Below are 15395 nucleotides of genomic sequence, written 5' to 3'. Positions count from 1 at the left end.
TCTGTTAAAATTGGTTGTTCGTCGAAACATGGGGCAAATAACGACTTTGAGGTGTAATTTTTTGGATTTAGCACCGTCTATTAAGTAAACAATCAGAAAACAACAGTTGAGTATCTTTTACTCAGATTAGAAAACAGAAACAATTTAATAGAAACGATTAAATCCAAACAGTCATGAAAAACAGAATCTTTACAGGAATCTCAATTGTCTTATTGTGTTTGGCAACTTTTGCCGTACAAGCCACCGGAGCTGATAAAACATTTAATGATTATCAAATTGTTCCAGTAAGCAACCAGGAATTATCAGGAGACGTTGATAAAGCATGGGTGCTTTCTTATGATGAAACTGAGTCACCAATTGTAATCAGTTTACATCAGAATAAACGTTCTAAGCATTATGTCGTTCGTGCCGAGCACTTTGAAGTTGCTTATGTTTGCTGCAAAAAAGGATTTGGAGCAAAACGCGTAAGAGCTGAATACAGCAAATTGCCAGAGGTAATGACGAATCAAGTAATAAATGAATCAGAGCTTGCCAGACAGAAAATTCTGAGCCCTAATGAGCTTTCTGAAGAGGATGCTCTGAATTTGATCGCTGCTTATCTTCCGAACTTAGTAAATCCAAGTTATAAACACCTGTTAAATTAGTAATTTTAGTAATTAAACAGAATCAATTCGAGAGGCTGCTTCCCCCCAGAAGCAGCCTTTTTTATATGCAGCCACATACAAATCCGTCAGCCAGCCCTTCCGTCAATTCCTTTTCTTTAACTTCTTCTGCCTTTGTGCCTTTGCATTTCTCGCAAACAGGTAGGTTTAATGCCTGGTTTTTGAGAGCTGTTTTTGAATCGACTTCTTCTTGACAAACAAAACATTGTGTTGAAAAATCCTTCATCCTATTCTTCTTTATTTTAGCAAAACTAGTTAAAATAAAACGAGATTAAGCTCATCGGGCAATCGTCAGTTTATTATTAAACGGTTGGTGCACTGAGAAACTGGGGCTATATAAAGATATGCCGAATCACTTGATCCAAATTTGATAAGTACTAGATTGCAAGAAGTCGCAATGCTATAAAGGCTTGTTTAAAATGCCTTTTCGGTTGTATTGGCAGGCCAATCCAGCATGAACTGTTATATTGGCGTAATTTGTGTGTAAATCTGGATTGGCATGATTATTATTGAAAAAAATACGCCCACACACAAGTAAACTTAAGCATAATAACTACTTTTGTGTGCGTTTAATAGGTAATAATAAGAAACTTGATATAATGGCTTTTGTAACGAAGATTCTGGGAAAATTCCTGGGCAACAAATCAGATCGAGACATCCGGGAAATCACCCCAATTGTTGAAGAAATCAAAAAAGAATACGAACGAATCTCTAAGCTTTCAATTGATGAGCTTAGAGGGGAATCAGCTCGTTTAAAACAAGTGATTCAAGATCGGATTCAAGCTGATTTGGATGAAATTGCAGCCTTGAAAGCTAAGGTTGAAGAAGTTGACATCCAGGAGAGTGAGAAAATTTACCAACAAGTTGACAAGATTGAGGAGCAAATCAATGAAAAGATTGAAGTTGTTCTGAATGAAATATTGCCGGCAGCATTTGCTGTGGTGAAAGATACAGCTCGTCGCTTTACTGAGAACGAGCGTTTGGTGGTTAAAGCAACTGACTTTGATCGGGAACTTGCAGCGGGAAGAGATAGTATCGAGATTGATGGTGAGCAGGCTGTTTGGTATAACAAGTGGATTGCCGGGGGAGCGGAAGTGACTTGGGCGATGGTTCACTACGATGTACAGTTAATTGGTGGGGTTGTGCTTCACCAGGGAAAAATTGCCGAAATGGCAACTGGTGAAGGTAAAACCCTTGTGGCGACTTTGCCGGTCTTTTTAAATGCTTTGGCTGGTCGTGGTGTTCATGTTGTAACTGTGAATGATTACCTATCAAAACGTGACTCCGAATGGATGGGGCCAATTTTTGAGTTTCATGGAATGAGTGTTGACTGTATTGATAAGCACCGTCCAAACTCCGATGCCCGCCGTAAAGCCTATAATTCGGATATTACCTATGGTACCAATAATGAGTTTGGTTTCGATTACCTGCGTGACAATATGGCGATCAATCCACAAGATTTGGTGCAACGCAAACATCACTATGCGATTGTGGATGAGGTTGACTCGGTATTGATTGATGATGCTCGTACGCCTTTGATTATTTCTGGGCCAGTGCCTAAAGGAGATAACCAGAAGTTTGATGAACTGAAGCCTAAAGTAGAGAAGTTAGTTTCGGCGCAAAAGAATTTTGTTACTCAGTGTTTGACTGATGCAAAACGCCTGCTAACAAAAGAGAACCCTACGAAAGAGGAGCGGGAAGAAGGAGCTTTGTTATTGCTACGAGCTCATAAAGGGCTTCCGAAAACCAAAGCCATTATTAAATTCCTGAGTGAAGAGGGAATTAAGGCAGCCATGCAAAAGACGGAAAATTACTATATGCAGGATAACAGCAAAAACATGCATATTGTAACTGATCCGCTCTACTTTATTATAGAAGAAAAACAAAACTCTGTTGAGCTTACTGATAAAGGTATTGACCTGATTTCTGCAGATGTTGATGATCCGGAATTCTTTGTATTGCCTGATATGGGCGGTATGATTGCTGAAATTGAGAATAGCACGGAGTTATCTCGTGACGAGCAATTAGAGAAGAAAGACGAATTGTTGCAAAGTTATGCCGTAAAATCAGAACGGGTTCATACCATTAACCAATTGTTGAAAGCCTATGCCATGTTCGAAAAGGACATCGAATATGTGGTGATCGATAACAAGGTGAAGATTGTTGATGAGCAGACTGGTCGTATTATGGAAGGCCGTCGTTATTCGGATGGTTTGCACCAGGCGATTGAAGCTAAAGAACGAGTGAAAGTTGAAGCCGCAACACAGACTTTTGCAACAGTTACCTTGCAGAACTATTTCCGGATGTACCATAAATTAAGTGGTATGACTGGAACTGCCGAGACAGAAGCAGGAGAATTCTGGGACATCTACGAGTTGGAGGTTGTGGTTATCCCAACAAACCGTCCAATCGTTCGGGATGACCGGGAAGACTTGGTTTATAAAACAAAACGTGAAAAGTACAATGCTGTAATTCTGGAAATTGTGGAATTGCACAAGGCCGGACGACCAGTGTTGGTTGGTACTACTTCGGTTGAAATTTCGGAATTACTAAGCCGGATGTTAAAGATCCGGGGAATCAAGCATAATGTATTGAACGCGAAGTTGCACGCTCGAGAAGCAGACATTGTGGCTGACGCCGGTGCTTCAGGGATGGTGACTATCGCAACGAACATGGCTGGTCGTGGTACCGACATTAAGTTATCTAAAGAAGTTAAAGAGCGTGGTGGTTTGGCCATTATTGGTACCGAGCGTCACGATTCTCGTCGTGTTGACCGTCAGCTTCGTGGACGTTCCGGACGTCAGGGAGACCCGGGTAGCTCTCAGTTCTTCGTTTCATTGGAAGATGATTTGATGCGTTTGTTCAACTCAGATCGGATCACCGGAATTATGGACCGTTTGGGTTTGGATGAAGGTGAAGTTATTCAGCACTCTATGATTACGAAATCAATTGAACGTGCGCAGCGGAAAGTTGAAGAAAACAACTTCGGTATTCGTAAGCGTTTGCTTGAGTACGATGATGTGATGAACTCACAACGTGAAGTTATCTATAAAAAACGCCACCATGCCTTGTTTGGAGAACGACTTGAGGTTGATTTGCTGAACATGATGTATGATTCATTGGAGAACTTGGTGAATGAGTACTATGGTAGTGATCAGTTCGAAGACTTTAATTTGGAATTGGTTCGTTTGGTATCCATCGAATCTCCAGTTTCAGCTGATGACTTCATCAAAATGAAGCCAGAGGAGATTATAGAACAGATTTACCAGGCAATGATCAAAACATTTACCCGGAAAGTTGAAACAATTTCAAAACAAGCTTACCCGGTAATTAAAGATGTTTATGAGAGTAAGTCTCATATCTATCAAAATATTGTTGTTCCAATTTCTGATGGAAAGCGAATCTTCCAGATTATTACCAATTTGGAAAAAGCCTATAATAATCAAGGAAAAGAGTTGGTGAAGTCTTACCAAAAGCAAGTCGTTCTTTCTACAATTGATGAAGCTTGGAAAGAGCAACTACGTGAGATGGATGACTTGAAACAATCGGTACAAAACGCTACTTACGAGCAGAAAGATCCATTGTTGATTTATAAGTTTGAATCGTTCAACCTATTCAAGGTGATGGTGCAAAAGGTGAATAAAGATGTTGTATCCACTTTAATGAAAGGGCATATTCCAATTTCTGATCCGAATGAGGTGCGTGAAGCTGAAGCCCGGAAACGGACGGATATGAGTAAATATTCAACCCAAAAATCAGAGAGTCCTGAAGTAAGTTCTGGGGGCAATAGAGCACAAGCAGCCAAAGAGCCACAACGAGTGCAGCCTGTAAGGGTTGAGAAGAAAGTCGGACGGAATGATCCTTGTCCATGTGGTAGTGGAAAGAAATACAAGAGTTGTCACGGAAAGAATGCCGAATAAAACACCTGCTTCATGGAATTTTTAACTTTTATTCATTGGAATATAGATCCCGAGATATTTAGCCTTGGACCATTGTCGATTCGTTGGTACGGACTGCTTTTTGCCTTTGGTTTTTTAGGTGGATATTACCAGGGAGAACGAATGTTTAAGTTTGAAAAAATCAATCCGGAATGGCTTGAGAGCTTATTCATTTATTTAATTGTCGCAACGATCGTAGGGGCCAGACTTGGACACGTATTCTTTTATGGGTGGGATTATTATTCGCAACACCCAGGTGAGATTTTGAAGGTTTGGCATGGCGGATTAGCCAGCCATGGAGGTGCAATTGGTATTTTCATTGCCCTTATCTGGTGGAGCCGTAAAGTCTCTAAACGTTCAGTCCTTTGGGTGCTCGATCGCGTTGTCGTTCCTACTGCTTTGGTTGCTGCATTGATTCGGACGGGTAACCTGATGAACTCTGAGATTTATGGAATTCAAACTGATTTGCCTTGGGGATTTATCTTTGAACGAAATGGAGAAACAGTTGCCAAGCATCCAACCCAAATTTATGAAGCACTTTCGTACTTGTTGACCTATGCGATTATGCTTTATACCTACTGGAAGACCGATCTGAGAAATCGCGAAGGATTTATTGTTGGCGTTTTCTTTGTTATGGTGTTCCTATCTCGTTTCTTGATTGAATTTATAAAAGAGGATCAGGAAGCTTTTGAGGCTGGAATGGCCTTAAATATGGGACAATGGCTTAGTGTGCCATTTGTGTTGGGTGGTCTTTTCTTGATTATCCGAGCTCTTAAAAGAGCACCTGTGGTCTATAAAAATTAGCGATTTAAAATCATTCCATAAAACAAGGTGATTATCTCCATTAAAACTGGCGGTAATCACCTTGTTTGTTTATACAGATTGAGGGACTGTAGGATTCGTTTCATTATTAAGATGAAGTAGAACAGGTTAGATTAAAGCTCCGTAGTATGCCTAAAAAAACGGCTAGTTTCAAGGCTTTAAAACCTCTAAGGAAAGGCTAGCGATGACCAACACTTAATACTTATTGTTTTCCCATTCGCTTTTCGCCATGTTGCACTAGCTTTTCCGATTATTCCGCTGAGAACTGTTCAAATTGGCTAAGCAGTTTTTTCCGTTTTTTCAGCTGATACAGGTAGTCTTCGGTCTGTTTACGATATTGCGTGCGGTATGATTTTGTTGCCCATTCTGCTGCGTGGTCAATATCTCCCATGATTTCGCTGGCAACAGCCAGATTGTATTGAATTTTGCTACGCTTTCCAGGACTTTTATTAGCATTTAAGAGTTGCTCCCAGTGTTTGTATATTGCTTGCCAATTATTCTCTGTAATTCCATTTTGAATAAGGGCTTCGTCGGCATCCTTTAGAGCAAAATAGCCACGAGACTCAGTTTGCCATTGCGGTGCCAGCTTTGATTCTAATTCCAAGGCAACTTGAATTCCTGTTTGGTTTATTGCCTGTTTCACCGGAACCATCTTCTCAACAAACAGTTTCTTTTGAGAATACTCGGCTTCATTCCAAAAGATGGTATCGCTAATCATGATTTGTTTGACAATTTCCCGTTTTCTGGGATCATAAATACGAAAGATGGCGTCATACTTTGAGTCAATTGTGGCTTCATATAAATCAGAAAAAGGAACCTGAATGAAGTTGGTCATCAGTACATTGATGTAGCGTTCCATAACCAATAGGGCATCTGTATTGTAGCGTTCGCATATCTCTGACACATAATCCCAGTCAAGTGGTTTCGGAACGTATTGATAATTGCTTGGATGAGGAATATTACGTTCTTCGGGAATAACTACATCGTAGCGTCCGGACTCAAAAAGTAATTCGGCTGCTACTTTTATAGTTGTATCAGCAGCAGAGCTGTCCAAAACAGCTGCATTTACGTTAAATCCCTGGCGATAGAAGTACATCTGCAAGCTATCGGCCGGAAACTCTTTAAACTCATCAGTCATTGCCCGATTCATCAGCGTAAGGCTGACAATATCATTGTCCAGTAAATGTTCAGTAGGCTTAGCTACTTCAATATACATTGTTTTATAACTGGAGGCACATGAAGTAAATAGCATGACCAATGAAAGTAAGCTAACGATCTTGTTGAACCGATTGATCCTCATGTTTTTAATTTTATTTAAACGATATCTTGATGTTGTAATCAGCATATTTTATTTGGGTTACTTCCAATGTGTTAAAACTTACGATGATTACCTTTTAGTATATTCCCCAGTATTTTCTCAAAAACCATTCCAAAGCAAGCAAAAACAGGATGATGAAAAATACCCATTTCATCGATAAAAGCTCTTGGTAAACTTGCTGTTCTAGTTTTCGAGTACTCAGTTGATTGGTTGCATTCAACTTTTCAATTAGGCTTTCTACTTCATTGGGTAAAATAAAGCTTCCTCCTGTTTTTGCAGCAATTTGATTCAGTACTTGAAAATCGGCCTGCGTATTTGTCAGTTCCTGCTGGATTTTACTCACAACAAAATGACCTTCTTCGGTGTACTCACTTGTTCCCAGTTGTGTTTGTGCTTTGAATGCATATTCTCCAGGGGGAAGAATGCCCAAATTCAGCATGTATTTGTCGCCAGACTTATCAAACATCGCATGGTAGTTTTTGCCATTTTGGTCGTTCAAGTCAATTTCAACATCCGACTCATTAACCAATTCAAAGCTTTCGTTGAATAACTCTGCCTGAATGGTCACCGGTTGATCTTCCAGGTATTCGTTTTCCCAATAAAGGTTGAAGTTATTTTCATTCAGCTTTAAAATGAGGTAATTGACTGTTTTTTGAATGAGGTCATCAAATAAGTGATGCGAACGATCATTCAGGTAGCTGTGGATACGCCAACGCCAGATTCCTTCTCCTAGAATAAAGCCTAGCTTGCGACCTTCCTTTTTTCCAAAAGCAATTAAGGGCCTGCTTGTTTCCACATTCTGAATGGTTTGACTAGCTAATGGTTCAACCCACGAATCAGCCTGAACGTTGCCGAAAGGAGACAGCAGTGGAGGAAAGCCTTGGAGGGCTTTTAGCGACTCAAAATCAAGTTTAAAGTGGCTAAACTGCGTATTGATTGTGGGTGTTGTTTGTTCAAAACTATTGTTTGTCCGGATCTCAATACCTGTTTTGAGGTTATTAAAACGCGAAACAACACTGTTTTTCCCAAGTATAAATAGGCAAGGGCGCCGACTTTTCGTCAGCTGCTCTAGCAAGTTGATTGAGCGAGGATCATTATCCGGCAATTGGTGAACAATAACTAAATCATACTCCGAAAAATCCAACCCTTCGGAGGGGTATCCTGTAATTAGCTCTGTTTCGTATTTTGTAATTGGAGACAAGGCACTGCTAATGGCCCCTAAATCGGGATGAGCCCCGTGTGCCAATAGCAGAATTTTCTGTTTGTCGGAGATAACATTTACTGAAAATTCGTAATTATTATTGGCCAGGTTTTGCTCTCCACCTATTTCATCTATCTGAATCGTGTAATGAGCAATGCCTGTATTTTCGGGTTTTAAAAGGACGCTTTCGGTGAAGAAATAGTTCTCCGAAAGTATGCGAATAGCTCGTGAATAAAGGGTTTTGTCCCCTTTTTTAATAACTAGAGTCACAATTTCTCCGGCTGCTTGAGTAAAATTCAAATCGATTTCAACTGGGAAATTGGTATCTAAAAAAGCAGTCGAGTTGACCGATACATTTTGAATAGCAGCATCGGTATGGGCTAAGGTATCTCCCAGACCAATGGTGTAAATTGGAAAGTTAAGCTTTTCGGATGCATACACCGGATCAATTCCTGCATTAAAAATCCCATCTCCCAAAAGGACAAGTGCTCCAATATCAGCGGTTCCGTATTTATTCGTAACTTTTTCGATAAAGCCACTGTAGTCTGAACGCTTACCATTAAAAGAGATTGAATCTGTATTTTGAAAAGGTTCTTCGAAATACAGAATCTTTGGGGTGAAGCTTTTTAATTCCTCTTGAAGTGATGCAACTGTTTGATTTACCTCCTGATTAAAATCTGTAAGTGAGGCAGAATTGTCCACCCCGATGATGAGCTCTGGTTGCTGAGTTTGGTGTTTTATATGTTGAACAGCAAGCTTTAATAACAAAACAGCAATTAAAAACACCGAAAGAAATCGCAAGCCAGCCAAGAGGCGTACTTGAATGATGGATAAAGGAGAATCCTGTTGGAATTTCCAATAGAGTAAGTAGCTCAGCATCCCTGCTATGGCTAGGGATGCAAGGAATATTAGAAAAGGATATGATGAATTTAAAAAAATCTCCAAAACAATTTCAATTTAGGTTCCCAAATTTAACATTCTTAGCGCTAAACACGTTGCTAAAAATGATGGAATCGGAAGTGACAACAGCTTTTTAATAAAACTTAACAAAAAAACATTCAACATTTTAGAATGAACGATTGTTTCCATTAACAGAGATAATTATTTCTCATAGCTCCAAGGTCGAAATCAGGGTTTGTTAGACAGGCTCTGATTTTGTTGTTTCCCGCACCAAATTTGTTAGCTGTACCCGGTTTCTTACTCCAGTTTTTGAGTAGATCCGATGTGCATGATCCTTTACCGTTTGTACCGTGATGAATAGCTGATCAGCAATCGCCTGATTCGTCTTTCCCAAGCATATTTCCTGGATAATTTCGGCTTCGCGCTTCGAGATTTCATACTTTGAGCAAAACTGTGTGAACGTATCCGTGTTTTGACACTCATCAGCATTTAATGTGAAGTAGATAACTCCCGGAGCTAGAGCGAGGTGGCTGAAGTAAAACAAAATAAAAAATAGAACAGCAATCCAGTGCGAAGAGCTCATCAACAAGGAAGTAGAAGCAAATAGCGCAGGAACAAATAGGACAAGCGGTAGGGTATAGATCGAATTTTTCAATAGCGTGTGTTTCCGGTTCCGTAAGAGTAAAAGTACACCTGAAAGAACCAGCAACAGATGTAAAATACCAATGCTTTTAAAGACGAAATCGAGTTGGTATAGCTCGTTTTGTAACAATTGGTTTTTAAAATGATTCCCTAGAAAAAGAAAAGAAAGAATACAAACAGAGAAATAGAGAAAGCTTACATAGCCTTTTAGCTTATAGCCGGCCATTTCAACACAAAACTGAATGAATAGGTACCAGCCAACAATGATTAATGGAAAACCCATAAATGGAAAAATTCCAACAATATTCAATAAGGTATCATGCGATTGGATAACATGATTAAGTAAAAATTGAAAACCTAGATAGCTCCAGATACTGTAAAATCCAAAAGCAACAAGGAAGATAATATAATAGAATAAGGAGGAGGCATAGGGTTGGTTTTCCTTATTTTTTAAACGATAAGCCGTCATCAATCCAAAAACAGAAAGTCCGACTGAGGTGATAAAACAGAGTATAAATAGCGCATTTTGCATGGTGTAGCCAAATTAATAAAAAGCACGTAAATGAAGATCCTACCAAAGTAGGAAAGTCTGCTGAATAATAATTTTTGAACCAAACCATAGTAGGATTTTGACAAAACACTACTATGGTAGGAAGGAATTTTTAATAGAATATCCTAGGTTTGAATTCAGAATCAAAAAACGAGTCGTCATGGAATTAATCAATTACATTCGGTTACATCCCACTCTAGGAGGCAGCTTTAGCAATGGCTGGCAGGTAATGAAGCGCAATTTTCTGTACCTTTTGGTTGTGGTAATTCTTATTGGTATGGTCAATGGCCCGGGAGGGGCTAATGTAAATCTGAGCAGTGATGGTTTTGGTAATGGATTTGGTGCCTTTTTTACAACCATGGGAGCCATTTTCCTGATTTTGTTTGGAACAGCTTACTATCTCTTATTGGTTCCCGTGTTTACATATAGCTCTAAATTGATTTATCTGGATGCTGTTCGGGAAAAAGAAATTGAACTTCGAAAATTAATTGAGGGCTTTAGTAACTACCTGAATATCATTCTTGCAAATTTACTGAAATCAGCCCTCGTCGTGATGGGCCTGATGTTTTTTCTTATTCCAGGGATTGTCATTGCTTGCCGATTAGTGTTTGTGCCTTACCTCGTAATGGATAAAAATTTGGATGCGATTCAGGCCATTGAGCAAAGCTGGAAATTGTCAAAAGGCATTGGCTGGACCATCTTTGGAATGGGAATTCTCTCATTTTTCATTGTAATCATTGGTTTTGCATTGTTGATTGTGGGAGTCTTTCCGGCATTGATCTGGGTTCATGCTTCTTTTGCATCCTTGTATCAGGGAGCAATTAACAAGCAGGAAAATATGCTAATTGATTAAATCGTTACTAAAAAATAGATCAGGCCGGAGTAATTGCTCCGGCTTTTTTTGGTTATATTCACCTGACTAAAAATAATTATTTATAAGGAGTAGCAGGTCTGTCTGTCTGAATCACACTAAACGAAAACTCGCATGCGCTAAATTCTAGTTGGAACAATTGCCTTTTTTGTCATGCCTTCACTAGAAAAGACTCAATCGGAATTTTCAGAAGTCATTAGATCGAATGACTAGCTATTTCACAATAAAAAATCGAACAAATGAAGAGGTTCGTCATCAGCTTTGTGCTAGCTTTTTTTTCGCTAACGACGGGGTATTCGCAGTATTTTTCAACAGGACAGGAACCCGCATCAATCCGGTGGCGTCAAATAAATACAAAGCACTTTCAGCTTATTTATCCAGAAGACTACGAAGAGAAAGCTCAACAGGTAGCTTTTGTTTTTGAGAAAGTATATGCTTATGGCTCGAAAAGTTTAAAGCACGAACCTCGGAAAATTTCGATCATTCTGCATACACACACTGTGAAGTCAAATGGTTTGGTGGCTTGGTCTCCCAAACGAGTTGAGTTGTTTACAACTCCGCATCAAGCCATTTATGCACAGGACTGGTTGGAACAGCTGGCAATTCATGAATTTCGACATGTGGTGCAAATGGACAAAATTCAACAAGAATTACCTGACATTCTGCCAATATTATTTGGAGAGCAGGCAGCTGCGGTAGCTGTTGGAGCTTATTTACCATTTTGGTTTATTGAAGGAGATGCGGTGGTTACAGAAACTGCACTTTCAAAAGCAGGACGCGGACGATTGCCTTCTTTTTTGATGGAAAACAAAGCGCAGCTTTTGGAGAAAGGAGCATATTCTTTTAATAAAGCTTCTTTGGGATCCTATAAAGATTTTGTACCGAACCGGTATAAGTTTGGCTATTGGATGGTGGGAGGTACTCGCCAAAAATTTGGGTCGCAAGTTTGGGAAAATGTTATTAGCGAGATTGCCAAGCGTCCCTTATCCATTACACCGGTTGATCGTGTTTTGAAACGAGAAACAGGGATGAACCAAGCCGGGTTATATCGTAGTTTGTTTAATGATTATCAAAAAGAATGGAGTCGGGAAGTGGCTGATATCAAGATTTATAAAGTGAAAGAAATTACTGCTAGACAGCCGTTTTTTACGAGATACACACAGGCTTACGCACTGAATGACTCCACTTGGATTGCGTTAAAAGAAAGTCGGGTTGATCTTTCTCGAATTGTCAGACTGACTTCTAAATCAGAAGAATTGGTTACGACTCCCGGTGCTATTTTCAAAGAGTCGTTTTCTGGAAGAGGAAATCAATTGATTTGGTCTGAACGCCGGCCAGATATAAGATGGACGCATGCTGATCGATCAGTGATTGTGGTTTACAACAGCGAAACCAATGAGAAGCAGGTTTTTGAGCATGAGAATAAGCTGTTTAGTCCTACGATCAGCCCGTCATTTAAGCAATTTGCTGCAATTGAAGTGGATCATTCGAATCATTATTCTTTGTCAATTTTTGATTTGCAAAATGGCCAACTGCTTCAGCAATTCAAATTGCCAGGCAATCCTTATCTACTTACACCTTGTTGGGATGATTCTGGCAACTCTTTATTCTTTGTAACACAATCCTCAGAAGGAAAGAAGCTGACTTCATTGGACGTAATGACCGGACACTCAAAAGTGCTTATGGATGGACATTTTCATGAAATACGCAATCCTTATTTTGCTGATGACAAGTTGTACTTTACAGGCTCTTTTTCTGGAATCGATAATATTTACCAGCTAGATCTTAATAGCAAGCTAACGAAACAGCTAAGCTCGGTACCCTTTGGAGCTGATTATCCTGCGTCTATTGGTGGAGGTTTGGTTTTTAGTAATTATAACTCCGATGGTTTTCAACTGGTGCAGCTTCATCAAAACGAAATGGTAAATAAGGAATTGGATTCCACAATATTTAAAACTTATCCCTTGGCAGAAAAACTGGCGAGTCAGGAGTTAGGAATCCCTGATTTTTCAGAAAAAGAGCATGCCGTTTTTGAAACAAAGCCTTATCGGAAATTGGCTCATTTATTCAACTTTCATAGTTGGGCTCCAGCTTATATCGATGCAGCCGAAGAAGATGTAAAACCGGGTGTTTCCTTATTTTCTCAAAATAAGTTGGGGACCGCGGAAACTCGTTTGGGCTATGAATATGATTGGGCCGACGAAACAGGGAAGTATATTGCTGGATTTAAATATTCAGGTTGGTTTCCTGTTTTTGATGCAGAGGTTTCTTATCGAAAGCCAAGCGCACATTATTGGTTGATAGAGAATACAATTGATCAAGAGAGTGGTGCTATTATTGCAAGCGACACAACCAAGCAACGCTTTTCGTGGAAAGAATTAAATATTGATGCGAGTGTTTACTTGCCCTTGCAATTTAGCCAGGGAAAGTATACCCAGTACGTTCGCCCAAAAATTGACTATGCTTACCAGAACATTGCTCATACAACTGATACACCACATGAATTTTACGAAGGTTACTATCATTCGGTAACCTACCAACTGTATTTGCAAAATATGTTGAGACAGGCAGAACTCGACCTTCGGCCACGATGGGGACAAGCGCTTGAACTAACGTTTCGGTATGGATTAAAAGGAGGCAGTGATGTTGGAGATTTGTCTGCTGTTCAAGCTTACCTGTTTGTTCCTGGTTTTATGCAGAATCATGGTACTCGTTTTTACTACGGCTATCAAAAACGCAATCAAGGAGCTGCCTTTACTTTTGGGAATATTGTTCGTTCTCCCCATGGTTATAAAAGTTTCCAAAACAATGAGATTTATACTTTATCGGCAGATTATGCTATGCCGTTGGCTTATCCTGATTGGAGCTTAGGTCGCTGGATTTTCTTGAAACGTTTGCGTGCTAATTTCTTTTATGATTATGCTCATGCAACGGGTAATTTATACAGCCAGGAAGGTCAGGTTGCCGGAACATTCTCAACGGATATGCAATCAATTGGTGTTGATCTTATGGGAGACGGGCATTTTTTACGCTTGCTGACACCTGTCTCGTTAGGGCTTCGGACAGCTTTCTTGCCTAAGTCTCAAAAAGCCTATTTCCAATTGCTCTTTTCAGTGGATTTCGACTCACTTTGAACGAAGGGTTAACACTGTAATTTCAGGTGCCATATCAATTCTGCCAAGAAATCCGACACAACCAAAACCCCGGTTAACATATAGGTATTGGTCGTTACGCTGATAAAGTCCGCCCCAGTATTTTTGGACAAAGTACATTGGGCTAAATTCAATTCCTGCAATACGAAGTCCTGTTTGTGCAGCATGCGTATGGCCTGATAGCGTAAGTGGAATTTCGGTTTGATCAATTACTTGCGCCTCCCAATGAGCAGGATCGTGACTGAGCAATACTTTTAGAGAGTTGGCCTTGGTATCTTTCAATGCTTTACTTAAGTCGGCATATTGAGGAAAAGGAGCATGTCCCCAATTTTCAACTCCAATAATTTCAACAGGGGTGTGATTTATTGAGATTGCAGCAGATTCATTTTGAAGCAACTGAAATCCAGCTTGCTCAATCTTGTCACAAAGTTGCTGATGGTTATTGCGCTTTAGTTGGTCATTTTCCCAATTGGAATAGTCTCCGTAGTCATGGTTACCAAGTATCGCAAACTTCCCATATTTCGCCTTCATGTTAGCCAGTTCATCTTCAAAACCTTCCATTTCCTGATAATAATTGTTTACCATATCGCCAGTAAATAATAGCACATCAGCGTTTTGTTGATTTATGACTTCGACAGTTCGTTTAAAGAAAGCATCAGTTTCAAAACTTCCCAGATGAGTATCCGAAAATTGAAGCAGTATTGTTTGATCTAACTCGGCCGGCAAGTCTTTAATAAATATCTCATGCTTTTCAATTCGGAGGGTTTTTCGGCCAAAGGCAATGCTATAGCCAATGGTAATGACTAGGCCAAGTCCAATGATTAAAGAACTCATCACCACAACGCGGCTTATTCGAAATGAGCGAAATAGTCTTGGAATGATTGAAAGTAAATAACCAACAGCTAAAATTATTTTAGGAAGAAGGTTTAAAAAGGAGACGGAGATAACAAAGTAAAAAAACTGATAATTGGTTGTTTCTCGAATCTTATCTGGGTTTAAAAAAGCCAGCAGCAAGATTGCAAACATCAAAAAACTGAGTAACCAATACATCAAGGTTACTTGTTTTTTTACACGAGGGCGATCAAGCAAATGCCGCACGGCAAAAAACGCTAACAACTCAATAAGAAAAACGATAGCAAAAAAAATAAAAACACCAGAACCGGGAATTCCTCTCATGGCTTATGATTGATTTCTTTTTATTCTAAAAAATGTTCTGGCGAATTTAATTAAGCAAAATGACATCACCATGAATTTCTGATCCAGAATCTTTAAATAAATGACGAAGCAGAGATTTTTTGCTCAATATAGAGATTTTGGGCTAGATTGCAGTTTTAAAACA

Annotated in this window: 10 protein-coding genes; 5 read left to right on the top strand and 5 right to left on the bottom strand. The window is 39.5% G+C overall.

Going from position 1 to position 15395, the window contains the following annotated elements; all coding sequences use genetic code 11:
- The first annotated feature begins 173 nt into the window (after positions 1 to 173).
- Positions 174 to 644: a hypothetical protein gene (locus BM156_RS09380; RefSeq protein ID WP_093919599.1), complete on the top strand. Its 471-nt coding sequence runs from the start codon at positions 174 to 176 to the stop codon at positions 642 to 644.
- Positions 645 to 705: 61 nt separating this feature from the next.
- Here BM156_RS09380 and BM156_RS09375 read toward each other — a convergent pair whose 3' ends face one another.
- Positions 706 to 888 carry a hypothetical protein gene (locus BM156_RS09375; RefSeq protein WP_093919598.1) on the bottom strand — a complete coding sequence of 61 codons (183 nt, stop codon included), beginning with the start codon at positions 886 to 888 and terminating at the stop codon, positions 706 to 708.
- Between the two features lie 373 nt (positions 889 to 1261).
- Between BM156_RS09375 and secA the strand changes: the two genes are divergently transcribed.
- Together secA and lgt are read left to right on the top strand one after the other, a co-directional pair.
- Positions 1262 to 4582 (top strand): preprotein translocase subunit SecA, encoded by a 3321-nt coding sequence (gene secA / locus BM156_RS09370; protein WP_093919597.1) that lies wholly within the window; start codon positions 1262 to 1264, stop codon positions 4580 to 4582.
- Positions 4583 to 4594: 12 nt separating this feature from the next.
- The gene (gene lgt, locus BM156_RS09365) at positions 4595 to 5404 is read left to right on the top strand and encodes a prolipoprotein diacylglyceryl transferase (protein ID WP_093919596.1); all 810 of its coding nucleotides are present in this window, start codon (positions 4595 to 4597) and stop codon (positions 5402 to 5404) included.
- 268 nt (positions 5405 to 5672) lie between these two features.
- Here lgt and BM156_RS09360 read toward each other — a convergent pair whose 3' ends face one another.
- The 3 genes from BM156_RS09360 to BM156_RS09350 all read right to left on the bottom strand — a co-directional run bounded on the left by BM156_RS09360 (position 5673) and on the right by BM156_RS09350 (position 10015).
- A complete protein-coding gene (locus BM156_RS09360) occupies positions 5673 to 6722 on the bottom strand; it encodes a DUF6340 family protein (protein WP_139218250.1) in 1050 nt (349 codons plus the stop codon).
- Positions 6723 to 6816: 94 nt separating this feature from the next.
- Entirely contained in the window at positions 6817 to 8820 is a 2004-nt protein-coding gene (locus BM156_RS09355) for a hypothetical protein (RefSeq protein WP_093919594.1), read from the bottom strand.
- A gap of 259 nt (positions 8821 to 9079) precedes the next feature.
- Complete coding sequence (locus BM156_RS09350; protein WP_093919593.1) at positions 9080 to 10015, bottom strand: helix-turn-helix transcriptional regulator; 936 nt, start codon at positions 10013 to 10015, stop codon at positions 9080 to 9082.
- A gap of 178 nt (positions 10016 to 10193) precedes the next feature.
- On the opposite strand from BM156_RS09350, the gene BM156_RS09345 reads away from it, so the two are divergent.
- The gene (locus BM156_RS09345; protein ID WP_093919592.1) at positions 10194 to 10886 is read left to right on the top strand and encodes a hypothetical protein; all 693 of its coding nucleotides are present in this window, start codon (positions 10194 to 10196) and stop codon (positions 10884 to 10886) included.
- Positions 10887 to 11143: 257 nt separating this feature from the next.
- Complete coding sequence (locus BM156_RS09340) at positions 11144 to 14038, top strand: TolB-like translocation protein (RefSeq protein WP_093919591.1); 2895 nt, start codon at positions 11144 to 11146, stop codon at positions 14036 to 14038.
- Here the strand turns inward: BM156_RS09340 and BM156_RS09335 are convergent.
- Entirely contained in the window at positions 14030 to 15232 is a 1203-nt protein-coding gene (locus BM156_RS09335; RefSeq protein ID WP_093919590.1) for a metallophosphoesterase, read from the bottom strand. The genes BM156_RS09340 and BM156_RS09335 overlap by 9 nt on opposite strands.
- Positions 15233 to 15395 lie beyond the last annotated feature (163 nt).

This window comes from Sunxiuqinia elliptica, assembly GCF_900113005.1.
Lineage (GTDB): Bacteria > Bacteroidota > Bacteroidia > Bacteroidales > Prolixibacteraceae > Sunxiuqinia > Sunxiuqinia elliptica.
This window is presented reverse-complemented; position numbering and strand designations above follow the sequence as displayed.